Annotated in this window: 23 protein-coding genes; 12 read left to right on the top strand and 11 right to left on the bottom strand. The window is 72.7% G+C overall.

The window, feature by feature from the left end; translation table 11 throughout:
- Positions 1-5: 5 nt before the first annotated feature.
- Positions 6-2,033: an AAA family ATPase gene (locus AB0G63_RS13040; RefSeq protein WP_360748997.1), complete on the bottom strand. Its 2,028-nt coding sequence runs from the start codon at positions 2,031-2,033 to the stop codon at positions 6-8.
- Between the two features lie 700 nt (positions 2,034-2,733).
- Between AB0G63_RS13040 and AB0G63_RS13035 the strand changes: the two genes are divergently transcribed.
- A complete protein-coding gene (locus AB0G63_RS13035; protein ID WP_360748765.1) occupies positions 2,734-3,183 on the top strand; it encodes a cupin domain-containing protein in 450 nt (149 codons plus the stop codon).
- Between the two features lie 697 nt (positions 3,184-3,880).
- Positions 3,881-4,804, top strand: a complete 924-nt coding sequence (locus AB0G63_RS13030; protein WP_360748762.1) for a carbamate kinase — start codon at positions 3,881-3,883, stop codon at positions 4,802-4,804.
- Between the two features lie 324 nt (positions 4,805-5,128).
- Here the strand turns inward: AB0G63_RS13030 and AB0G63_RS13025 are convergent, their stop codons facing one another.
- Both AB0G63_RS13025 and AB0G63_RS13020 read right to left on the bottom strand, forming a co-directional pair.
- Positions 5,129-5,704 (bottom strand): hypothetical protein, encoded by a 576-nt coding sequence (locus AB0G63_RS13025; protein ID WP_360748759.1) that lies wholly within the window; start codon positions 5,702-5,704, stop codon positions 5,129-5,131.
- 138 nt (positions 5,705-5,842) lie between these two features.
- Positions 5,843-6,235, bottom strand: coding sequence for an STAS domain-containing protein (locus AB0G63_RS13020; protein WP_360748756.1), 393 nt, complete (start codon positions 6,233-6,235; stop codon positions 5,843-5,845).
- 250 nt (positions 6,236-6,485) lie between these two features.
- On the opposite strand from AB0G63_RS13020, the gene AB0G63_RS13015 reads away from it, so the two are divergent.
- From AB0G63_RS13015 to AB0G63_RS12990, 6 genes are all read left to right on the top strand, one after another.
- Positions 6,486-7,556, top strand: coding sequence for a zinc-dependent alcohol dehydrogenase family protein (locus AB0G63_RS13015; protein ID WP_360748753.1), 1,071 nt, complete (start codon positions 6,486-6,488; stop codon positions 7,554-7,556).
- Between the two features lie 30 nt (positions 7,557-7,586).
- Entirely contained in the window at positions 7,587-8,258 is a 672-nt protein-coding gene (locus AB0G63_RS13010) for a pyridoxamine 5'-phosphate oxidase family protein (protein ID WP_360748750.1), read from the top strand.
- A gap of 124 nt (positions 8,259-8,382) precedes the next feature.
- On the top strand, positions 8,383-8,829 hold the full coding sequence (locus AB0G63_RS13005; RefSeq protein ID WP_360748747.1) for a pyridoxamine 5'-phosphate oxidase family protein: 447 nt from the start codon (positions 8,383-8,385) through the stop codon (positions 8,827-8,829).
- A 226-nt stretch (positions 8,830-9,055) separates the two neighbouring features.
- Positions 9,056-9,931, top strand: a complete 876-nt coding sequence (locus AB0G63_RS13000; RefSeq protein WP_360748745.1) for a universal stress protein — start codon at positions 9,056-9,058, stop codon at positions 9,929-9,931.
- A gap of 160 nt (positions 9,932-10,091) precedes the next feature.
- The gene (locus AB0G63_RS12995) at positions 10,092-10,709 is read left to right on the top strand and encodes a hypothetical protein (RefSeq protein WP_360748995.1); all 618 of its coding nucleotides are present in this window, start codon (positions 10,092-10,094) and stop codon (positions 10,707-10,709) included.
- A gap of 538 nt (positions 10,710-11,247) precedes the next feature.
- On the top strand, positions 11,248-12,126 hold the full coding sequence (locus AB0G63_RS12990; protein WP_360748742.1) for a universal stress protein: 879 nt from the start codon (positions 11,248-11,250) through the stop codon (positions 12,124-12,126).
- A 319-nt stretch (positions 12,127-12,445) separates the two neighbouring features.
- On the opposite strand, the gene AB0G63_RS12985 is transcribed toward AB0G63_RS12990, so the two are convergent.
- The 4 genes from AB0G63_RS12985 to AB0G63_RS12970 form a co-directional block, all read right to left on the bottom strand.
- Positions 12,446-13,420: a CHAT domain-containing protein gene (locus AB0G63_RS12985; RefSeq protein ID WP_360748739.1), complete on the bottom strand. Its 975-nt coding sequence runs from the start codon at positions 13,418-13,420 to the stop codon at positions 12,446-12,448.
- Positions 13,421-13,526: 106 nt separating this feature from the next.
- Entirely contained in the window at positions 13,527-13,979 is a 453-nt protein-coding gene (locus AB0G63_RS12980; protein WP_360748736.1) for a pyridoxamine 5'-phosphate oxidase family protein, read from the bottom strand.
- Between the two features lie 328 nt (positions 13,980-14,307).
- Entirely contained in the window at positions 14,308-14,910 is a 603-nt protein-coding gene (locus tag AB0G63_RS12975) for a CBS domain-containing protein (RefSeq protein ID WP_360748733.1), read from the bottom strand.
- A gap of 90 nt (positions 14,911-15,000) precedes the next feature.
- A complete protein-coding gene (locus AB0G63_RS12970; RefSeq protein ID WP_360748730.1) occupies positions 15,001-15,399 on the bottom strand; it encodes a hypothetical protein in 399 nt (132 codons plus the stop codon).
- 279 nt (positions 15,400-15,678) lie between these two features.
- On the opposite strand from AB0G63_RS12970, the gene AB0G63_RS12965 reads away from it, so the two are divergent.
- The 3 genes from AB0G63_RS12965 to AB0G63_RS12955 all read left to right on the top strand — a co-directional run bounded on the left by AB0G63_RS12965 (position 15,679) and on the right by AB0G63_RS12955 (position 19,382).
- Positions 15,679-16,371, top strand: a complete 693-nt coding sequence (locus AB0G63_RS12965; RefSeq protein WP_360748727.1) for a response regulator transcription factor — start codon at positions 15,679-15,681, stop codon at positions 16,369-16,371.
- Between the two features lie 139 nt (positions 16,372-16,510).
- Positions 16,511-17,527, top strand: coding sequence for a type I glyceraldehyde-3-phosphate dehydrogenase (gap, locus tag AB0G63_RS12960; protein WP_360748724.1), 1,017 nt, complete (start codon positions 16,511-16,513; stop codon positions 17,525-17,527).
- Positions 17,528-17,660: 133 nt separating this feature from the next.
- Positions 17,661-19,382, top strand: a complete 1,722-nt coding sequence (locus tag AB0G63_RS12955) for a GAF domain-containing sensor histidine kinase (protein WP_360748721.1) — start codon at positions 17,661-17,663, stop codon at positions 19,380-19,382.
- A gap of 78 nt (positions 19,383-19,460) precedes the next feature.
- Here AB0G63_RS12955 and AB0G63_RS12950 read toward each other — a convergent pair whose 3' ends face one another.
- Together AB0G63_RS12950 and AB0G63_RS12945 are read right to left on the bottom strand one after the other, a co-directional pair.
- Positions 19,461-19,799, bottom strand: a complete 339-nt coding sequence (locus AB0G63_RS12950) for a YciI family protein (protein ID WP_360748718.1) — start codon at positions 19,797-19,799, stop codon at positions 19,461-19,463.
- Positions 19,800-20,291: 492 nt separating this feature from the next.
- On the bottom strand, positions 20,292-21,254 hold the full coding sequence (locus AB0G63_RS12945; protein ID WP_360748715.1) for a DMT family transporter: 963 nt from the start codon (positions 21,252-21,254) through the stop codon (positions 20,292-20,294).
- Positions 21,255-21,402: 148 nt separating this feature from the next.
- Between AB0G63_RS12945 and AB0G63_RS12940 the strand changes: the two genes are divergently transcribed.
- Positions 21,403-21,735, top strand: a complete 333-nt coding sequence (locus tag AB0G63_RS12940) for a helix-turn-helix domain-containing protein (RefSeq protein ID WP_360748713.1) — start codon at positions 21,403-21,405, stop codon at positions 21,733-21,735.
- Positions 21,736-21,839: 104 nt separating this feature from the next.
- Here AB0G63_RS12940 and AB0G63_RS12935 read toward each other — a convergent pair whose 3' ends face one another.
- Complete coding sequence (locus tag AB0G63_RS12935; protein ID WP_360748710.1) at positions 21,840-22,214, bottom strand: hypothetical protein; 375 nt, start codon at positions 22,212-22,214, stop codon at positions 21,840-21,842.
- A gap of 21 nt (positions 22,215-22,235) precedes the next feature.
- Positions 22,236-22,532, bottom strand: coding sequence for an NAD(P)-binding domain-containing protein (locus AB0G63_RS12930; protein ID WP_360748707.1), 297 nt, complete (start codon positions 22,530-22,532; stop codon positions 22,236-22,238).
- Between the last annotated feature and the right edge of the window lie 95 nt (positions 22,533-22,627).

Raw genomic sequence — 22,627 nt, 5'->3', positions numbered from 1 at the left:
AGTCGTCAGGCCGGCTGGACGGTGACGGTGCAGAGGCGCTTGGTGGCCCGGGTCAGGGCTACGTACAAGTCCCTTTCCCCACCGGGGCGGGTCGCGGTGATTTCCTCGGGGTTCATGACGACGACTCCGTCGAATTCCAGGCCGCGTGCTTCGGACGCCGGCACGATGCGTGCGTGGTGAGCGATACCGAGGGCCGTCAGCTCGCTCACCCTGGCGTCCGCGCAGATCACTCCCAGAAGCTCGCCCGGGTGCGCGGCGCTCTGGGCGCGGAGTTCCTGAACGACGGCGGCGGCCAACCCGTCCGCAGGTGTGGTCACGGTGCGAGGGCTCTCACCGCTTCGCAGTGACCGTGTGGGCTTCTGGTCCGGAGCGATCCGCGTGAGCAGGTCCCGGACGCTCTCCAGGATCTCCCGCGTCGTGCGGTAGCTGACGGTCAGGTGGTGCAGTCTGAACCGCGGTCCGACGTGGGGGCTCAGTGCTTCCTTCCAGTCGCGTGCTGTCGCGACCGGGCCCGCCTGGGCGAAGTCACCCACCAGTGTCATCGCCTTCGACGGGCAGCGGCGGACGATCATCCGCCACTGCATGGCGGTCAGTTCCTGCGCCTCGTCGACGACGACATGCCCGTACGTCCGCTCGGGCGGGCCGTCGACCAGGCTCGCCGCCTCGTCCAGCAACGGCACATCGGCATCGGTCCACGGGTCGTCCGGACCGCGCAGCAGTAGGGACCGCTCCTGCGCGGTCAGGCGGGGCAGGTGCTCGGCGAGAGCGTCGGCGTTCGTCAGGAGCGCCTTCACGAGGTCACCTGGTGCCAGCCGCGGCCACAACACCTCGACCGCTCGGTCGAAGCCGGCGTCGTCGAGGAGATCGGCTCGGACGGCGTCCAGGTCCAGTTCGTGGACCGGACCCGAGTCGGCCGCACCCTCGGCACGGCGCTGGGCGGCTCCCGTGAACCGGTCGAGGTCGATGCCCGTCATCCTCTCGGCATCGGCGTCGATCTGCTCCAGGAGGTCGCCCATGTCTCGTCGCATCGCGTCGGTGACGGCGTCGGCCAAGAGCTCTTTGAAGACCTGGCGCGCGGGATTGTGCCCCGGTGCGGCTGCCACGGCGGCGTCGCGTGCCGTGGCTGCTTCCTCGCCGGAGACGTGCACGAGTTCCTGTCCGACCCGCACGGTGAAGTCACCGGCGGGGGCCTGGTGGACGCGCAGCAGGCCGGCCAAGGCGTCGGCGAGGCCGGAACTGCCCTTGAGACGCGCCGTATCGAACGGATCCACCGTGTCCGTGGAAACTCCGGCCAGTTCCCGGCAGGTCGCCAGAACGACATCGTTCTCTCCGAGCGAGGGAAGGACCTGGGAGATGTAGTCGAGGAACCGGGAGTTCGGCCCCACCACCAGGACGCCCTCCTCCGCGGCGCGCGGGAACGCGTACAGGACATAGGCCGCCCGGTGCAGGGCGACCACCGTCTTGCCGGTGCCGGGCCCGCCCTGCACCACGGTCACCCCGCGGTGGGCGGAGCGGACGATCTCGTCCTGCTCGGCCTGCAGCGTCGCGACGGCCGCGTGCATCCTGCCCGTCCGCCGTGCCGACAGCGCCTCGGTCAACGGGCCGTCCCCCACGACGTCCTCGTCGGTCGGGGCGGTCCCGTCCAGCAGTTCGTCACTCACCGAGACGACCGTGCGCCCCTCCAGGCGCAGGTGCCGGCGCCGCCGCAGGTCCATCGGGTGGACCGGCGTCGCCTCGTAGAAGGGCCGCGCCGCGTTCGCGCGCCAGTCCACGAGCAGAGGCAGGTCGTCCTCTTCCCTGTGCAGTCCGATCCGCCCGATGCGCAGGGCCGTGCCGTCCGTCCAGTCGATGCGCCCGAATACCAGCCCCTTTTCCGCGCCCTCCAGCCGGCCGATTTCCTTGGCCAGACGCACGGCGGTGATTTCTCTCTCGTATGCCTCACCGGCGCTTTCCGCCGGGGCCTTCAGCACATTCGCTCGCTGTGCTCGCGCCTCGGAAATCCGCTCGGCCAGCAACTCGTATAAGGAGGACACATAATCCTGCTCCGATTCAACCGCACGCACAGCCGGATCGCTGATTTTCGACAACAGGGGGCTCCTTCGACTCGAGCCACACCATAAGGTCAAAGCTCCCTGAAGGTAAGTCTTGACTTACTTGGTGAAGCCATGTCCTTACGCCTGCGTGTCACGCATTCCGCCGTTCCGTATATCGCTGATTGCGCTCCCGATGCCCGCCTGCCTTATGGGTGAGCCCGCCCTTGGACGCCGGCGATGTTCTGCCGCGCTCGGGAAAAGGGGGAACGATCCGGCGAGGCGACCGTCGCCGTCGAACTCAATCCCAGGGGCCTCGACGGGCCCACCACTGCCCGACCCGTGCCGACGGCCCCATTTCAGGGCCGCATCCGTAGCGGTCGCGGGCCTCGGTGACCGTCTCCGGCCAGGTGGCTCCTGCGACGACGACTCTCATGTCGGTCTCCTGCCGTCGGGGGCCGGTGCCCCGTTGATGCCTTCGTGGCGGTGACGGTCGGCGGTGAGGTCGATCTCTCACCACGGACCGCTCACCACGGACCGCTCACCACAGATACGACCGTGGCCGCACTGTTGTTGTGACACCGAGCTGTTGTGACACCGAGCTGTTGTGACACCGAGCGACGGCGGTCGTCCGTGTCACAGATCCGGCCAGTGCCCGGTCATCACGGGAAACGGTTGTGAAACCCACGGAAGGTGCAGCACAGTGTCCGAGAATCACGCAGCGCACACGCACGGGGCCGGCGATCACGAGGAGGGGGCGAGCTGGACGACCGCGGCCAGGATGCTGCAGGACGCCTCGCCGATCACCGTCCCCGAGGGCGCCTCGGCGATGACCATCGAGGTCCGGTGGGAGCCCGGGGACCCGGGAACCCCTCCGCACCACCACTCGGGCCCCGCATTCGGGTACGTCGTCGAGGGCGCGGTCAGGTTCGGACTCGAGGGCGAGCCGGAGCGCATCGTCGAGGCCGGCGGGACGTTCTGGGAACCGGGCGGCGACGTCATCCACTACCAGGACGGCAACGCGCCGACGGACGCCCGGACCCGGTTCGTGGTGACCATGATGTGCGCGCCGGGCAAGCCCATGCTCGAACTGGTCGACAAGGAGGAACTGGCCCGGAGGACGCACCTGCGCGCCCCTCGGCCCTCCGCCTGACCACGGCCCCGCCCGCACGGGCCGTGACCGTGAAGCGTGACGGTCGTGACTGCCGCTGAGACGGCGCGTCGACCGCCTCCCGCACACCGCCATGCCCCTGGCGGTGTGCGGGAGGCTCCCCCGTCCCGCCCGGCAGGGCGGTCACAGAGAGCCGATGACGGCCTTGCCCGCGCATCAGGAAGTCCGACATGACATGGCTGTTTCCCTTCCTCGCTGAACAGGTGTGCTCGGGGCGCCGCACACACCACCGAGAACTGACAGAGCAGCCAAGGCGTTTGTGACAGGCCCGCCGAAACGGCCGATCGGGAGCCGCGAGTCCCTGCCCCGGAACCGGGATGTCACAACCCCTCCGTCCGTCCGGTCTGGCTGTCGAGCCGGTGGCGACGATCGTGTGCACCGCCGTCGTGGTGGGATCGGTGGCCTGATCACCTCGCGCGGCCCGGTCATCGGGGGCGCGCGACCGGCGCCGGAGACCGAGACGGTCCTCGGTGCGACGGGGCGCATCGAGTGGCCATGGCTGTCGCATGCCGCGCGGGACAGGGGCCGGGTGGCCGTGCGCCCCGGGACCAACGGGCACGTCCGGGGACCTGCGGCCGCTCACCCGGCCCGGCCCCGCGCAGCAGGATCGATCCCGCAAGGCACACCCGGCACCACCTGCCCGCGCGAGCGGGGCGTGGCCACTGTGGAGGGCTGAACCATGCGTATCGTCGTCGCTCTCGGCGGCAACGCCCTGCTGCACCGGGGCGAACGCCCCGACGCGGAGATCCAGACGGCCAACATCGTCCGGGTGGCCACCGCGATCGCCGCGCTCGCCCAGGACAACGAGCTCGTGATCACCCACGGCAACGGCCCCCAGATCGGCATGCTGGCGGTGGAGAGCGCGAGCGACCACGCCCTGAGCGCTCCCTATCCGCTGGACCTGCTCGGCGCCCAGACCCAGGGCTTGATCGGCTCCCTGCTGGTGCGGGCCCTGCACGACGCGCTGCCCGGCCGCAAGATCGCCTCGGTGGTCACCCACACCCTGGTGCGGGCCGACGACCCGGCCTTCGCCCGGCCCGACAAGTTCGTCGGGCAGGTGTACTCGCGCGAGCAGGCCCGGGCACTGGCCAGGGAGCACGGCTGGCACATCGCCGAGGACACCGGCGGCTGGCGCCGGGTGGTCCCCTCACCGGCGCCCGAGCGGTTCCTGGAGACGCCCACCATCCACGACCTGCTGGCCTGCGACACGCTGGTCGTGTGCGCCGGCGGCGGGGGTGTCCCCGTCGTCGCCGACCGGGTCACCGGGGGGCTCAGCGGGGCGGAGGCCGTCGTCGACAAGGACCTCACCGCGGCCCTGCTCGCCGAGGACCTCAAGGCCGACTTCCTGCTGATCCTCACCGACGTGCCGTGCGTGTACGCCGGTTTCGGCACCCCCGAACAGCGCCCCGTCCTCGACGTCACCCCCACCGAACTGCGCCGCGGCGGTTTCCCCGCCGGGTCCATGGGACCCAAGGCCGAGGCCGCCGCCCGCTTCGTCGCCCGCACCGGCGGGCTGGCCGCCATCGGCGCCCTGGACGCCGCGTACGAGATCGTGCACGGCCGCTCCGGCACGCTGGTCCGCCCGGACCTGACGGTGAGCTGAGGCGGACTCGGCCCCGTGACCACGAGGAGGCCCGTGCACCCCGGACGGGGTCCACGGACCTCCTCGTGGTGCGCGGGTGGACAGGGTCCGGCGGCTTCGGCGGGTGGGGGCGGCCTCGTGCGGTGGCGGTGGCGGTGGCGGTGACGGTGGCGCGAGGCCGCGGTCGTGCGGTCGCGGTCGAGCGGTCGGGGTCGAGCGGTCGGGGTCGTGCGGGCGACATTGAGCCCGTGCCTCGCACGGGGGCGGGGGCACGGGCTGGAGGTTCTCGGCCGGGGGCGGGGCGGCGGCTCGGCCGGGGCCGGGGGCGGGGCCGGGGGCGGTGGGTCAGCCGGTCTTGTGGCCCCAGGTGGGTCCGACCAGGTCCCACTCCTTGCCCCACTCCTCGAAGCGCCTGCGGTCCAGGCGCCAGCGGGCCAGCGCGCCCGCGCCGAAGACGGCGCCCGCGACGGCCAGCCCGGCGGCCCCGCCCAGCAGACCCGCCTCGAGACGGGCCTCCGTGGGCCCGGGCGGCCGGGTGGTGAGCGCGTCCCGGGCGTCCAGCCAGACCACGACCCGGCTGCCGGCCTTCTGACCGGCGTCCACCAGGGTCCTGCCGGTGCGGGTGGCGCCGTCCGCCGTCGTCCAGCGGACCCGGGCCGGGACCCGCTCGGCCGTCACCCCGGCCGACGAGTCGCCCGGTGTGTCGGCGAGCAGGACGGCGCGGGTGGAGTGCCGTTCCGCACGCTGCTGGGCGAGCACGTCACCGGCGGCACCGGCCGTGACCAGCCCGGCGACGGCTCCGCCGACGGCGATGACCGCCCACACGGCGAGCACGATCCACGCCTCGACGATGTCCTCGTGGCGTCGCAGCGGATTGCTCCGGAACCGCCACAGCCTCTTCCTTCCAGACCTGCCGCCCATTGTCCTGCCCCTTCTCCTCGTGGTCACGGCACGACGGTGCCACCTGGCGGGGCGTGCGGGGATGGGCCGGTCAGGCGCCTTCCCGGGTCCGACCGGGACCCACCTCCCCGTGGCGCTGGGCCGTTCAGCCCCCGGTCCTCAGCCTGCGGCGGCGGACAGGCCCACCGGCTCCGGCTCGGGCGTGAGGGCCTCGGACAGCCGGGTACACACGTGGAAGACGCCCGCCAGGCCGACGGGGCGCAGCAGCCGAAGGAAGCCGGGGTCGTCGGAGACCAGCCGCAGCCGGCCGTGCCGCGCCAGGACGCGGTTGCGCACCCGGCACAGCACTCCCAGTCCGGAGCAGTCGATGAAGGACACCGCCCGCAGATCCACCACCACGTCGGGGCTCGGCGACGACGTCAGCGCGTCGAGCCGCGCCGACAGGGACGGCGCCACGAGCAGGTCGATCTCGCCGCGCAGCGCCACGACGGTCCTCCCGGCGACGGTGCACACGGTGGGGTCCGGCGTGCGGCTGGAGTGGGTTTCGGCCATGCTCCAAGACAAGCCGTCCGGGGCCCGCGCGGGGAAGTGCCGATCGGCCCACCGCGTCGCGCCGGACCTGGGCCGGACGGACCGAACCGGGCCGGTAAGGATCCGTCCGGCGGCGCCCGCAGGGCCGACCGGCCCAAGCGGGCAGGGCCGTGGCGGCCCAAGCTGAACCTGCGGGGCAGTCCCGGCGCCGCACCGGCATCCGGTGACCCCGGACCCACGGGCCCGGGGAACCGAGGAGGGAAAGATCGCCATGAAGGGCTACGTCTTCCACGGCCCCGGCCAGTCCTCCTGGGAGGACGTCCCGGACCCCGGCATCCAGGAGGCGACCGACGCCGTCGTCCGCGTCGACGCCGTCACCATCTGCGGCACGGACCTGCACATCCTCAAGGGCGACGTGCCCGAGGTCCGGCCCGGTACCGTCCTCGGCCACGAGGCGGTCGGCGAGGTCGTCGAGACCGGCAGCGACGTGCGCACCGTACGGCCGGGGGACCGGGTCCTGGTCTCCTGCATCAGCGCCTGTGGACGCTGCGCCTACTGCCGCACGGGGATGTACGGCCAGTGCCGGGGCGGCGGGGGCTGGATCCTCGGCCACCTGATCGACGGCACCCAGGCCGAGTACGTGCGTGTGCCCTACGCCGACCTGTCCGTCCACGCGCTGCCCAGCACGCTGGACGCCACCCAGGCCGTGCTCCTGGCGGACATCTTCCCCACCGCCTACGAGGTGGGCGTCCTCAACGGGAAGGTGCGGCCCGGCGACACCGTCGCCGTCGTCGGAGCGGGCCCGGTCGGACTGGCCGCGATCGCCACCGCCCGGCTGTTCAGCCCCGAGCGCATCGTCGCCGTCGACCTGGCCCCCGCCCGGCTGGACGCGGCCAAGCAGCTCGGCGCCGACGCCGTGGCCGACGCCCGCGAGGCGCCCGAGCAGCTGATCGCCGACCTCACCGACGGACTCGGCGCCGACGTCGTCATCGAGGCCGTCGGCATCCCGGCGACCTTCGAGATGAGCACCCGCATGGTGCGCCCCGGCGGGCACGTCGCCAACGTCGGCGTGCACGGCAGCCCCGCGACGCTGCACCTGGAAGACCTGTGGATCAAGAACGTGACGATCACCACCGGCCTGGTCGACACCAACACCACGCCGATGCTGCTGCGCATGGCGGCCGCCGGCCGGCTGCCCGTGCAGGCGCTGGTCACCCACACCTTCCCGATGCACGAGATGCAGGAGGCGTACGACGTCTTCGCGCGGGCCGCGGACACCGGCGCCCTGAAGGTGGTGCTCGGTGGGGAGAGCCACGAGACCGTCGCCGTCCGGACGGCATGACACGGACGTGACCGGAAGGAGTGACGGGGAATGACAGCAGCGGGTCCCGGCGTCCCGAACGCCCTCGCGGCGGGCGACCTCGGGCGCCGTCTCGCACGCAGGCGCAACCGTCTCGGGCTCAGCCGCGAGGAGACGGCCGCCCGGGCCGGCGTGGCTCCCGGATACCTCCAGTACCTGGAGGAGCAGCCGGCCGCCGCACCGGGCACCGGCACCCTGCTGAGGCTCGCGGAGGTCCTCGGCACCACCATCACGGAGCTGACCGGCGGCGAGGCCGACGCGCCGCCCGGTCCCGGCAGGGCGGCCCGCCACGCGGAGTTCACCGAACTCAGCGTCCAGGAGTGCCGCGCGCTGCTGTCCACGCACGGCGTGGGACGCATCGCGGTGCCCACCGTCGAGGGACCCCTCGTGGTCCCCGTCAACTACAGCCTCGTCGACGGCGCGATCGTCTTCAGCACCTCGCCGGGCACCGTACCGGCGCAGGCGGCCGGCTGCCGGGTGGCGTTCGAGGTCGACCGCATCGACGACGTCTTCAGCCAGGGCTGGAGCGTGCTGGTCCGCGGCCTCGCCCGGACCGTGACCGACCCGGACGAGGTGCGCCGGCTGGTCGAGGGCTCCTACAGCGAACCCTGGGCCGGCGGGCGGCGCGAGGTGTGGGTGCGCATCGAGCTGCTCGCTCTGACCGGGCGCCGGATCACCGTGTGAAAGGGCTGTTGTCCATCCTGGTCGGGACCCATGGCCCTAAGCCGGCGGTCCCGGCCGACTCATGATGGACCTGTTCCCATACCGCCGCACAGAGCGGTCCCCACGCGCTGAAAGACGGCCGGCCATGTACCCCAACGACGGATTCCGCGAACTGGATCGGCAGGAGTGCCTGCGTCTGCTGGCGAAGGTGCCCGTCGGTCGCATCGTCCACACGCGCAAGGCCCTGCCGGCGGTGCTGCCGGTGAACTTCTGCCTCGACGGGGACGGCGCCGTGCTGCTGCGCACCTCGGCGGCCTCCGAACTGGTGCGGGCGATCGACCAGGCGGTCGTCGCCTTCGAGGCGGACGAGGTCGACGCGGTCGCCCACTCCGGGTGGAGCGTCGTCATCACCGGACGGGCCGCGGTGGTCACCGATCCCGTACGGCACGAGACGCTGGCCCGCACCGGCCCCCGCTCGTGGGTGGCCTCGCCACGGGAGGTCTTCGTCCGCATCGAGCCGGAGCTGGTGACCGGACGCGAACTGGTCGCCGGACGCACCCTGTACGGCGTCGATCTCGACATCCCCGCCTGAGCGCGGCCCGGCCCGGGCCGGGGACCGTACGGCCCTCCCGCAAGGGGCCGTACGGCGTGCCCGCCGGTTCCCGCGGGCCCTGCCCCGCGGCGCCCCCGTACCGCGAGCATCGGACCCGTAGCCGTAGCGGGATTCCCGCGAGCCGTCCGACGGGGCACACGCCCCGGTTCCGGCGGCCCCTTCCCGCCGCACGAGAAGACAACGGCACCAGAAGGGAAACGGGACAATGACTCTCCACCACGTGGTCGTCGGCGTGGACGGCACGCCGGCCGCCGTACGGGCTCTGGACCTGGCCGCGGACGACGCCGCGCGGCGCTCCGCCGAACTGCGCGTCGTCTACGCCGTGCCCGACCGCGACGAGGCGGGACCGATCCTGTCGTCGGCCGCCTCGCGCGTCCGCGAACGCCACCCCGGCCTGCGGGTCGTGCCCACGGCCGCGCAGGGCGGCGCCGTCCAGGCACTGGCCGCCGAGAGCGAGGGCGCCGCCCTCACCGTCGTCGGCACCCGCGGCTTCGGAGGGGTCACCGGGACGCTGTTCGGCTCGGTGAGCCTGCGGCTGGCCGCGCAGGTGCACGGTCCCCTGCTGATCGTCCGCGGGGACCACGTCTGCCACGGGGAGACCGCCGGGACCGACGCGGGCGAGCGGCTCGGCACGGGCCACGAGGTGCTCCTCGGTCTGCAGGACGACACCGACGTCACCGCGGCGGCCTTCGCGTTCGAGGAGGCGGAGCGCCGCGGCGTGTGGCTGCGCGTCCTGCACTCCTGGGACCGCCCGCACGTCACCCCCGAAATGCCGTCGCTGGTGCCGGCGACGAGCCCCGGCCAGCGGCGCATGGCGCAGCAGGACCGGGCGGAGGAGGCGGTGGCGCGCTTCAGCCTCGCCCGGCTGCAGGAACGGCACCCCACGGTGGGCGTCGACGCCCGCACGGTGCGCTCCGGCGCCGCTCAGGCGCTGCTGGAGGCCACCCGTGAGGCCGCCGTCGTCGTGATCGGCTCGCACGGTCGCGCCGGCCGGCTCGGCCCCCACCTGGGCACGGTCGCGCACACGCTGCTGCACCACGCCCACTGCCCCGTGCTGCTGGTCCCCTCGACGGACCGGTGACGGGCGCTGTGCCGGGCCCCAACTGGTCCGGCACAGGGGGCCGTTCGGACTGTGCGGTCAGGCCTTGCAGCCCCTGCGGCAGCCGCCGCGGCCGCGGGACATTGAAGGTGCAACAAGGGCTCGGAAAGCCCGAGCGAAACTCTCGGAGGGGATGACGATCATGGCAGTCCACAACCACCCGCAGCGCCTTCACGGGTTCCACTTCTCGTTCCAGCGCAAGGCCGCGACCGCCCCGCAGACCGTGGACACCGCCGCATCGACGGCGCTCGTCGCGCAGGCTCTCGCCGGGCTGCGACTGCTGACCGGCTTCGTCTTCCTGTGGGCGTTCCTCGACAAGACCTTCGGCTTCGGCTACGCCACCCCGTCCGGCAAGGGCTGGATCGACGGCGGCTCGCCCACCAAGGGCTTCCTGAGCTCGGTGGCGGCCGGTCCGATGGAGTCGACCTTCCACGACTGGGCCGGCGCCGGCTGGGCGGACTGGCTGTTCATGCTGGGCCTGCTGGGCATCGGCGTGGCGCTGGTCTCGGGAGTGGCCCTGCGGCTCGCGGCGGTGGCGGGCACGCTGATGATGGCCTTCATGTGGATCGCGGAATGGCCGCCGGCCAAGCACCTCTCGGACGGGTCGCTGAGCATGTCGACCAACCCGTTCGCCGACTACCACGTGATCTACGCCGCCGTGCTGATCGCCCTCGCGGCAGCGGGCGCCGGCGCCACCTGGGGCCTGGGCAAGGTGTGGGCGCGGCTGCCCTTCGTCAGCCGTAACCGCTGGCTCCTCTGACCGCTCGATGCGCACCGGACCGGGGCGCCGCCACTGAGGAAACCCACCTCAGCGGCGGCGCCCTTCGCATGCCCCGCGCCGACCGCCTCAACCGCGCCGACCGCGCCGACCGCCTCGACCGCCCCGGCTGTGCCGACCGCCCCGGCTGTGCCGACCGCCCCGGCCGTGCCGACCGCCCCGGCCGCGCCGGGCGGGCCGTTGCGCCGCGCCGGGCGCCGGGTTGTGCCGCACCGGCCGCCCCGGTGCGGGGCTGCCGGGGGGTGCCGCGTCGCGTCTGCCTTCGCGGGGCACGGGATGCTCCGGAGCGCGCGGGCCGCTGCCTGCGTCGCGTCGGGGCGCGGGGCAGCACCGGGCCGTGGTGCTCCGCCGGGTCGGCGGGCCGGCGCCGCGTACGGGACATCGCGTCGTACCCGGCGCCCGGGGGACGAGGCCGGCGCGGGGATGGGTGGGACTCTCAGGGGTCACTCGGGGACCAGTGGACCTATCCGGGGCGGGTGGTGGGAGGCACAGTGGGGTCCGACACGAAGGAGGCCCGATCATGTTCCGCACCGTCACCGTCGGCCTGGACGGCTCGCCCGAGAGCCTCGCCGCCGCCGACTGGGCAGCCAGGGAAGCCCGGTTGCGGGCGGCCGTGCTGCGCGCCGTGTACGCCGGAGAGCAACAGCCCTCCGGCTACGTGCCGTTCGCGGGTGAGGCGGTCGCACAGCCCGACGAGGACCGCACCGAGCGGATGCTGCGGGAGGTCCGGGCGTCGCTGACCCACCGCCACCCCGGACTGGACGTCACCGCCGAACGGCTCGCCGGCCGGCCCGCCGCCGCCCTGGTGGAGGCGGCCGGGGAGAGCGACCTGCTGGTCCTCGGGTCCCGGGGGCTGGGCCGGGCCGCCGGTCACCTGCTCGGCTCCGTCGCCTCGGCCGTGACGGGCCGGGCCGGCGGGCCCGTGGTGCTCGTACGGGCCGGCGCCGAGGCCCCGGGCGAGCACCGGCCGGACGCGGACGGCACCCCTTCGGCGGCCACCCCCTTCCGCGACGTCGTCCTCGGCGTCGAGCTGGCCGACCGCACCGGTGACGCCGTGCTGGAGTTCGCCTTCGACGCCGCGCGGCGCCGCGCGGCCGGCCTGCGGGTGGTCCACGGCCGCCGGCTGCCGTCGCACGCCGACACGCCCGCGCGGCCGGAGGACGGGCTGGAGAGCCTGCTGCGGCCCTGGCGGGAGAAGTTCCCCGACGTCGAGGTCACCGAGGAGGCCGTGGTCGGACACGCGGGAGCGCACCTCGTCGACGCCTCACGGGACGCCTCCCTGATCGTGATCGGCCGCAGGAACCGCCGAAGCGCGACCGCCGCCCGCCAGGTCGGCCCGGTCACCCACGAGGTGCTCCGCCACGCGGTCGCCCCGGTGGCCGTGGTGCCGCACGACTGAGGACACAGACACCGGCACCGACACCGGCCGCATGGCCGGCGTGCGGCACGGCCGAGCGCCGAGCGAGCGGTCGCGGCCGGGTCGCGGGTCGCGGGTCGCGAGGGCGGATCCGCAGCCCGGCGCGCGGTCACCGCACGGCCCGCGCCGCACGAAGGTCACCGCACGGCCCGCGCCGCACGAAGGTCACCGCACGGCCCGCGCCGCACGAAGGCCCCCGCGCCGCGCGGCTGAGCACTGGAGCCGGGCCGAACGGAGAGGGCCCGGGGCCGCCGTCCTCGGTTCGGGCCGGTTGTGGACAGGCGGCCCTCATCGGAGGGTGTCAGGGCCCCACGTGGAGATGAGCTGCCCAGAGGTCGGGTCTGTCGGGGTGGGCTCGGCGGATTTCCGTGGTGGCTGAGTGGAGGGCTCGGGCGGCGTCGTCGGGGCCGTGGGCGGCGATGTGGGCGTAGAAGTGCTCGACGATGTCGGATGCGACCCGGTCGTCGACGGGCCAGAGGGTGCCGACGACGTGGCGGAAGCCGGCCAACTGGAACGCGGCGGTCATGTGCAGCGCTTCGTCGGCGCCGGTGAAGACGACGTCGCTGGTGGCGCAGGCCGACAGGTAGGCGAGGTCGGCGTCCAGACGCCCCGGCAGGTCTCGCGGGGTGAGCGGCTTGTCGTGGAGAAGCAGGCGGCTCAGGGTGGGGACGCGCGTGTCGGGCTCCGCGTGGCAGGCGAAGTGCACGATCCGGGTGCGGGGCAGGGCGGCGAGTACGGCGTCGCGGGTGGCCTGCTCGTTGTGCAGGACCGTGGCGCCGAGCAGGCGGGTGAGGCTGTTCGCCTCGGAGACGGCGCCCGCCAGGAAGGCTTGGCCGGGCGTTCTGCTCATGGCGACCGCGAGGGCTTCGCCCGGCGGAGCCGGGGCGCGGCGGGCGGCAGGCATGGCGCGGACGGTGGGAAGGTAGGAGGACACGGTTCTGGCCATGACGGATTCTTCGTCGTCGCCCGCCGCGTGCAGGGGGAAGAGCGACATGATGCCTGCCGGGCACCACCACAGGCGGGAGCCGTTCCACCCTGTCGCGGTCAGTGCTTCGAGCACGGGGCGGCCGACGGTGTGCCAGAGCCAGCCGAGGACGCCGACGACATCGGCCGTCTCCGGGATCGCGACCGGCACCCGGATGTCACCGGGGCCGACGCCGATCACCCCGTCCAGCTCCACACCGAACGGTGCGAGCGCGGCGCCGATCAGCGCCGTGTCGGGTCGTTCGGCGTGCTGCCACGCCCCGCGTAACCGCAATATCAGCTCTTCACGCACAGGTTCATGATGGCAAGCCGTCAGTCACACCGGTGCTGATTCCGGCCATCCGCTCTGGCCGCGACGCCTGGTGAGCCGGCCCGGCCGGCTCGGCGGCCTTTCCGGCTCAGGTGTCCGCGGGGGTCAGGCGGATGCCGGTGACGAGGTCCGGGCGGATTCGGACGGCGAAGTCCATGGCCTGGCCGACCCAGGGATGCAGCATCGACTGGTAACGGGTCAGCAGCACCGGATCGGTGACCAGATGGGCGTAGCCGGTGACCACCACGCTCCAGCCCAGGTGGGTCGCGGGGTCGATGGTGTCGGCCTCGTAGGCGACGACCACGCCCGGCGAACCGGCCTGCCGGGTGCGGGAGGTCAGGGCCGCGCCCTCGTGGGTGCGGATGACGATCTCCCCCTCGTCGAGGACGTGGTTGACCGGCCGGATGGTCGGCAGCGCGTGCTGCGTGAAGACGATTCTGCCGAAGGAGACGCTGCCCAGCAGCTGGAGAGCCTCGGCGCTGTCGAGCGCGACGCTGTGACGGGGGCCGACGGGAATCGGCTGGGCTTGGTCGAGGGCCATGGGCGGCGTCCGTACGTTCACTCGGCGGTCGGGCGTGGGGTGGTGCGGGCTCGGTCGAGCAGCTCATTGCAGCGGGCAGGGGCACGCTCGCGCTAGGGCCGTTCGGACCTTTCCCCGGGCCCGGGCGGGCCCTTCCCACCGCATCCGCTTTCCGGACGAGCCGGCCCGCACACAGGCCCGCCCGCAAACAGGTGGGAGCGGCGCCACGGGGGATTGACGCCGCTCCCGATTCCACTGTCCCGCGGTGCCCCCCGGCCGCCCAGGGCCGATGGTCCCCGCACCGGGTCCGACAGGCCTCGTGCCGCCGCGCCGCCCGTGCCGGGCGGCGTCAGACTCCGGACGGCCGGGCGTCGTCGACGCGGTAGGTGAGGCCGTTGACGACGCCGACGACCCCCTCGACCCGGTACGCCGACCGCACCGCCGGAGGGATGTCGCTGCGCCGCTCCACCCGGCCCGCCAGCGTGACCATCCCGTCGCGGACGGAGACGGCTACGGCGTCGGGCGGCAGGCCGAGAGCGCCGACCACGATCTCGTCGATGACCTGACGGCGTATCGTCCCGTCGGTGCGCAGGAAGACCCGCAGCAGGTCGCGCCGCGTGGCGATGCCGATCAGCCGGTCCTCCTCGTCGATCACGGGCAGCCGTTCGATGCCGTGCCGCTCCATCACGCGCGCGGCGTCGGAGACCGACTGCTCCGGGTGCACGGTGACCGCGGGGGTCGACATCAGCTCACCGGCGGTCCGCCCGCCCGCCGGCGCGCGGGCCAGGTCGGTGCCCGAGACCATCCCGAGCACCTTGTCGTCGTGGTCGACGACCGGAAGCCCGCTGATCCGGTGCCGTTCCAGGAGCCGGACCAGCTCCCGTACGGCCGTGTCGCGGTGGGCTACCACGACCTCACCGGTCATCACCTCACCGACGGGATGCGGTTTCACGACGTCTTCCTCCTTGACCTCGCGGCCGGGTGCGGGAGCGGCGCCGTCGTCCCGGAGCGACGGGACAGGCGCCGCTCCCGCCGCGGGCCCTCAGCCCTGCCGTGCCTCCGCCGGCCCGCCCCGCCACGGCGGGGGAGCGGCCGACCTGCGGGCGGTGGCCCAGCGGTCGGCGAGCCGGTCCAGCCGGCCGCGCAGCCGGTCCTGCAGCCGGTCGGCGAGTTCGTGGGCGCTCGCCTCGTCGGCGTGGACGACGAGCAGCTCGCTCCCCACCCGGATCTCGGCCGCGGCCGACCAGGGCTGTTCGACATGGTGGGCGGTGGCCTTGGCGATCCGTACCTCGCCGGCGACGGCCGGCAGACCCGGCCGGTCGAAGACCGCGTTCACCTTGGTCCGGACGTAGCCGAGGGTCGCCTCGTCCACGTCGCCCTCGGCCCGTACCCGTACGGCCTGGGTCGTGCGGGCGTCGGTACCGGTGTCCCTGGGAGTCATGTGCTCCACTCCTTATGCGCTTTCGTGATCGGTTACAGCCTCTCCCGGGCCCCGGCCGGGCCCCAGGGGCCGCCCGGCCCCCGCACCCGGGCCGTCGGTCCCGGTGCGCCGCCCAGGTGCGGGAACGTCGGTCCCGGGTACCCGGCAGCCGTGCGCGCGGGGCGGGAATCAGGGCCGACCGGCCCCTGGCCCGTCCGTCCCGGGACGACGAAGATCTCCTGGTGGACACGGTTCCGTCGCGCTGAGCACGGGACCACGAGACGTGACGAGGAGCATCTGATGGCGGACAGCCAGCGGCCCGGCCCCGGCGAACCGATCCGGGTCTTCCTGCTGGACGACCACGAGGTGGTACGGCGAGGCGTGCACGACCTGCTCAACGACGAGCCGGACATCTCCGTCGTCGGGGAGGCCGCGACCGCCGAGCAGGCGCTGGTCCGCGTCCCCGCGCTGCGCCCCGACGTGGCGGTGCTCGACGTGCGCCTGCCGGACGGCGACGGCGTCAGCGTGTGCCGTGAACTGCGTTCGCGCATGCCGGAGTTGAGCTGCCTGATGCTGACCTCGTTCGACGACGAGGAAGCCCTGCTGGACTCGATCATGGCGGGCGCCTCCGGATACGTGCTGAAGCAGATCCAGGGCTCCGACCTGGTCTCCGCCGTGCGCACGGTGGCCTCCGGGCAGTCCCTGCTCGACCCGAGCGCCACCACGCGGCTCATGGCCCGCCTGCGCCACGACCAGCAGCACGAGGAGGAGCCGGACACGCTGCCGGGCCTGACCGACCGGGAACGGGAGATACTCGCCCTGATCGGCGAGGGTCTGACCAACCGTCAGATCGGCCAGCGGCTGTTCCTCGCGGAGAAGACGGTGAAGAACCACATCTCCCGCCTGCTGGCCAAGCTGGGCGTGGAGCGGCGCATCCAGGCCGCGGTCATCGCCACCCAGGCCCAGGACCGGCTCAGGCAGCAGGGCCACTGACGTACCGCCCGGCGCGGCCGGTGGGTCCGAATGTCCCCCCGGTCGCCCCCGTACGGCCCATGCCCCGCCGGGCCCGACCCGAGCACGCTGGCATCGCATCCCGGACGCCACCGGGTTCCCAAGGGGAGGACGAACGGACATGAACGTGCGCGTGGGCATCAACGGCTTCGGCCGCATCGGCCGCAACTACCTGCGCTGCGTGCTGGAGCGCGCCGAGACCAGCGGCACCCGGGTAGAGGTCGTCGCGGTGAACGACCTCACCTCGCCGGCCGCCCTGGCCCACCTGCTGGCCTACGACTCGACGTACGGCCGGCTGGGCCGCACCGTCGAGCACGACGACTCGTCGCTGACCGTGGACGGCCACCGGGTCGCCGTCAGCGCCGAGCGCGACCCGGCCGCGCTGGCCTGGGGCGACCTCGGCGTGGACGTCGTCATCGAGTCCACCGGCCGCTTCCGCACCCGGGAGACGGCCGGCGCGCACCTGGCGGCGGGCGCGCGCAAGGTCCTGCTGTCCGTGCCCGGCAAGGACGTCGACGCGACCGTGGTCATGGGCGTCAACGAGGGAACGTACGACCCCGCGCGGCACGACGTGGTCTCCAACGCCTCCTGCACCACCAACTGCGTGGCCCCCATGGTCAAGGTGCTCGACGAGCGCTTCGGCATCGTCAAGGGCCTGATGACCACGATCCACGGCTACACCAACGACCAGGTCGTCCTCGACGGCCCCCACAAGGACCTGCGCCGCGGCCGCAGCGCCGCCGTCAACATCATCCCCACCAGCACCGGCGCCGCCCGCGCCGTCGGCCTGGTGCTGCCGGAGCTGGCCGGGACGCTGGACGGGATCGCCGTGCGCGTGCCGGTGGAGGACGGGTCGCTGACCGACCTGAGCCTGGTGCTGGAGCGGCCGGTGACCGCCGAGGAGATCAACGCCGCCTACCGGGAGGCCGCCGACGGTCCGCTGAAGGGCATCCTGCGGGTGTCCGACGCGCCGATCGTCTCGCGCGACGTGGTGGGCGACCCCTCCTCCTGCGTGCTGGACGCCCCGCTGACCCAGGCGCACGGCGAACTGGTGAAGGTCTTCGGCTGGTACGACAACGAGTGGGGCTACACCAACCGGCTGCTCGACCTCACCGAGCACGTCGCCGCCCGGCTCTGACGGCCTTGTCCGGCCCGGCGGGCAGCGGTCCCCGCGGGATCCCGTATCGTCCCCTTGCCTGGACCGTTACCGTGGCACGTGACCGGAACGGCAGGCCGACGGCACGCACGGCATGGGATGTGGAGGATCACGGGTGGGACGCTCCGAGGACGCCGGGGAGGCCCGCATTCGGCTTCCGCAGCTGAGGCTGGACGAGCTGCTGGAGGAACTGCAGGCCCGGCTGGACGCGGCCCGCGGCACGCGCGACCGGGTGCACAGCCTCCTGGAGGCGGTGCTCTCGGTCGGCCGGGAGCTGGACCTCGAGCAGGTCCTGCACAGCATCGTCGAGGCCGCCGCGGTCCTGGTCGACGCCGAGTACGCGGCCCTCGGCGTGATCGGCCCCGACGGCAAGCGGCTGTCGGCGTTCTACACCGTCGGCGTCAGCGAGGACCAGATCGCCAGGATCGGCCCCTACCCGGAGGGCCACGGCATCCTCGGCGAGCTCATCCGCCGTCCCGCGCCGCTGCGGCTGGCCAAGATCTCCGAGCACCCGGCGTCGTACGGCTTCCCGCCCCACCACCCGCCGATGAACACCTTCCTCGGCGTCCCCATCCGGGTGCGCGACCAGATCTTCGGCAACCTGTACCTCACCGAGAAGCGCGGCGGGATGCAGTTCGACGAGGAGGACGAGTCGGTCCTGTCGACCCTGGCCGTGGCGGCCGGCGTCGCGATCGACAACGCCCGCCTGTACGAGGAGTCCCGGCAGCGCGAGCGGTGGCTGCAGGCCAACGCGGAGATCAGCCACAGCCTGATGTCCGGCAGCGGGCGCGGCGAGGTGCTCGGCCTGATCGCCGGGCGGGCCATGGAGATCACCGGGGCGGCTCTGACCGTGGTCGCGATGCCGATGGAGGACACCGACGCCCTCACCGTCGAACTCGCCGTCGGGGAGGAGGCGGAGACCCACCGGGGACTGGTGCTGCCGGTGGACGACAGCCTGATCGGCGAGGCGTTCTCCAGCGCCGCCCCGGTCACCAGCCCGGACATCTCGCACGACGACCGGGTCTCCGCCGGGCCGCCGCGCTTCAGCCGGCTCGGCCCGGCCGTCGCCGTACCCATCGGCACGGGTGAGGGCGGGGTGCGGGGCGTCGTCCTGCTGGTGCGCGAGACCGGTCAGATGGCGTTCTCCGAGAAGGAGATCGAACCGCTGCAGAGCTTCGCCGCGCAGGCCGCGATCGCCATGGAGCTGGCCGAACGCCGTCAGGACTCCGAGGAGATCGCGGTGCTCAAGGACCGTGACCGCATCGCCCGGGACCTGCACGACCTGGCCATCCAGCGGCTGTTCGCCACCGGCATGACGCTGCAGAGCGCCGGCCGCTTCATCGAGCACGCGGAGGCCGGGCAGCGGGTGGCGCGCGCGGTGGACGACCTGGACGAGACCATCAAGATCATCAGGTCCACGATCTTCGGCCTGCGGGCGCGTGACGGGGGAGCCGGGACCGGGCTGCGCGCCCGCGTCGTCCGGGCCGTCGGCGAGGCGTCGCCGGTGCTCGGCTTCGCGCCGAGCGTGCGCATGGAGGGCCTGGTCGACACCGACGTGCCCCGCGAGATCGCCGATCACGTCATCGCGGTCCTGTCCGAGAGCCTGACCAACGTCGCCCGCCACTCCGGCGCCGACCGCGCGGACGTGGCCCTGGAGACCGACGGTCAGCAGGTGCGGCTGACCGTCTCCGACAACGGCGTGGGCATCCCGTCCGGTGGCCGTCGCAGCGGCCTGCGCAACATGGCCGAACGAGCGGAACAGCTCGGCGGCTCCCTGACGGTGGACTGCCCCGAGACCGGCGGCACGACCCTGGTGTGGCGGGTCCCGCTGGACTGACAGGGTTCCGGCTTCGGGAGGTCGTTGAACGATGGCACCTGGTGCGGGTACACCGGGCCGGCGGATGCGGGTGTGACATCACGTCTGCTCGGCGGTAGTGCCCGTGACCAGAGATGTGGCGAACGGGCCGCGACTGGGTTGGAACTGCACGATGTCGTAGTCGGCCACGCCGCCCAGCACGAATGGGTCGGTGAGGATCAGCGCCTCCACTTCGGCACGGTCGGCGGCCCGGGCCAGGATGACGCCGCCCGTGCGGGGCACGCGGGGGCCGGAGGCGAGGAACAGTCCGCTCGAGAAGTGAGTGTCGAGCCACTCCCGGTGTGCTTGGAGCAGTTCGTCGACGCGCTTCAGCGGGGCGTTGTAGGTGACGGTCAAGACGAAGACGGTGTCGTTGTGCGGCAGGGACTGGGTGGTCATGGCTGGCACTCCGGCATGTTTGTCGTGGCGGGGGATTGTCGCTGCTCAAGCCTTGCGGGCGTTGATGCCTTCGGTGGGTTGGAGATGGAGCAGGAGGTGGGCGGGCCAATCGGTACCCGGACGGCGCGCCTCTGGTCGGCGCCTGCGACGGCAGCACACCCGCGGCCATCAAGGCGGTGCGGTGCGCTCGGAACTCTCGGCGATCACAGTGCGGACATCGGGCAGCCGGGCGCCCCTGGCCGTCCGTACGCGTGCGGATCGGGTCCCGTGGCCGTACCTGGCTGCAATGACGACCGTGACTGCGAGCACGGCGGATGAGGATCGTGCCGTCTCCGTTTCCGGGCGCGCATGTTCACGAAGGCGATCATGCTTCCGCCTCTCGCGGTCGCCGTGCCGCCGTCGCCCTCCGTCCTGATGGCGCGGCGGCGGCCCATGGGGACCCGAGGGACGTCACTGCTCTGTGCGGTGGGTCTCGCCTCGAGGTCGCTGCCTTCAGGCGACGGTGATCGCGGTTTTGTCGGTGCCGGCGGCCGCGGCGGAGTTGTTGCCGGTGGTGCGGCGGCTGTGGAGGTTGTTGGCGATGACGGCGGCGAGGGTGAGGGCGACGCCGGCCAGTTCACCGGTGGTGGGCTGGTGGCCCCGGACGGCCTCGATGGTGAAGGAGGTGATGGGGACCAGGTTGATGAACAGGACGCCGTTGGCAGGGCCCAGGGTGCGGATGGCGTTGTTGAAGGTGAGGATCGCGACGGCGGTGGCGGGGACGGCCATGTAGAGGATCTGCCACCAGCTGGCGGCGTAGTCGGCGGCGGACGGGTTGGGTATCCAGCCGAGTGCGGCGGCGGCGAGGGTGACGATCGCGATGGTGAGTGTGCCGAGAGTGCTGGTGAGGGCTGTGTAGCGCAGCACGGAGAAGCCGGGGAAGCCGGCGGCACCGGTGGTGTAGATGACCCAGCCGATCACTCCGGTCAGGATGAGCAGGCCCCCTGGGCCCATGCCGCCGGTGAAGACGGTGAGCGGGTCGCCATTGCCCAGAACCATGGCGACGCCGGTCAGGGCCAGCAGAACCAGGGCGAGGGTGATGCCCGTCGGCTGCTTCCTCGTGCGCGCCCACATCACGAATACGGTGATCGCGGGTATCGCAGCCATGATCAGGGATGCGGTGGGGGCCGGAGTCGACTGCAGGCCGACGTAGGTGAGCAGGTTGAAGCCGGCGAACCCGAGCGAACCGAGTCCCCAGAGCCTGAGGAGCTTTCCGTCCGTGCGCAGGGCCGTGCGGCCTTCGACGGCCAGCAGGAGGAGCACGAAGATCGCGGAGCCGAGGGTGAAACGGGCCAGAGTGAGGTGGAAGGGATCGACACAGCTGAAGGCGGATTTGGCGACGGTGAACATGCCGCCGAAGGCGAGGGCTGTGGCCAGGCCGCCGACGGCCGCGGTGGTGGTCTTCGTCTTGAGCATGAGAGGTCTCCCGAAAGCGTAGGACGCCCAGTGTCCGTGTTTTCGCTGTTTGGCGAACACGCGATTGAACGTATACACTCGCCCGAAGATTAGTCAACCTGAGTTCGCCAACTTGCGAACACTGTTGCTGGGCAGGGAGAGCAATGCCGTGAAGCCGCTTCACCATCCTCGCGCCGAGGACTTCAGCATCTATGCAGTGCTCCACGCCCTGGCCGAACCGGCCCGGATGACGATCGTGCGGCGGTTGGTGGAGGGCGACGGCAAACCCTGCGGCACTTTCGGCATCAACCTGAGCAAGTCAACCTTGTCCGCGCACTTCAAGGTGCTGCGCGAGGCCGGGATCATCCGCCAAGAGGTCGCAGCGGGCAACTCGCGGGTCAACACGCTGCGCAGGGAAGAGCTTGACGCGCGTTTCCCCGGCCTCCTCGACGCGGTTGTGTACGCGGTCGAGCAGGCCGAACCGGCTCTCCCGCCTGTCTGACGAGTACCGGAGCCAGGGAAACCGTTCCCCTGCAATCGGGCTACTGGATCGTGGCAGACCCCGTACCTGTGACGACGTATGGACGTGACGGGGGGATGGTCGGGTCACGCTCTGGCTCCGAGCAGGCGCCAGGTGGTTCGGGGGTAGTGGCCGTACCGCACCGCGATCTCGCGGGAGAGCAGTGTCATGCGTTCCACGGTGCGGCTGTTGGTCAGGGCTCCGGCGTCCAGGCAGCGGAAGGGCAAGGGTGCGAGCAGGGACATGACCTGCTCCTCGGCCTGCTGGTGGTCGCCGGTGACGAAGACGTCGGAGGGCCCGCCGGGGAGATCCGGGTCATCGAAGACGACCCAGAAGGTGTTCTTCGGGGCGCCGACGATCCGGGCCCGTGGCGCTGCCGCGGCCAGCTGTTCGGCCGCCGAGGTGGTCTCGGGGAGGGTGAATCCCTGGAAGTCGTCGGTGAACGGGTTGGCGATGTCCACGACCGTCTTGTCGGCCAGTGCTTAGGCGTGGGTGCGCACGAAGTCCAGGGCGTGGCGGTGCCAGAGCGCCAGGACCAGCAGGTCGGCTCGGTGCACGGCCGTGGTGTGGTCGGCGGTGTCGACGACGCCGGTGTGGCCGAGCTCCGCCACGCGGGCGGTGAGGCGTTGCGGGTCGCGGCCGGACCAGATCAGGCCTCGTCGGTGCGGTGCGAGGAGACGGACCAGGGCGTCGCCCATCCGGCCGGAGCCGATCACGGCGGTGACGGGCGTCGAAGCGGGGACGGTGCCGGTGTCGGTCGTCGTGGGGGATGCGGTCATGGGACAGTCCTTGTCTGACGAGGGGGCTTAGGAAGTCAGGCCGTGGGCGGCCGATTGCTGGTGGGGGCGCCGCGGGCATGCCCGGCTCACCGCGT

The sequence above is a fragment of the Streptomyces sp. NPDC020996 genome (assembly GCF_040641355.1).
Taxonomy (GTDB): Bacteria; Actinomycetota; Actinomycetes; order Streptomycetales; family Streptomycetaceae; genus Streptomyces.
The sequence above is the reverse complement of the archived record's forward strand: the minus strand, read 5'-3'. Positions and strand labels throughout refer to the sequence as shown.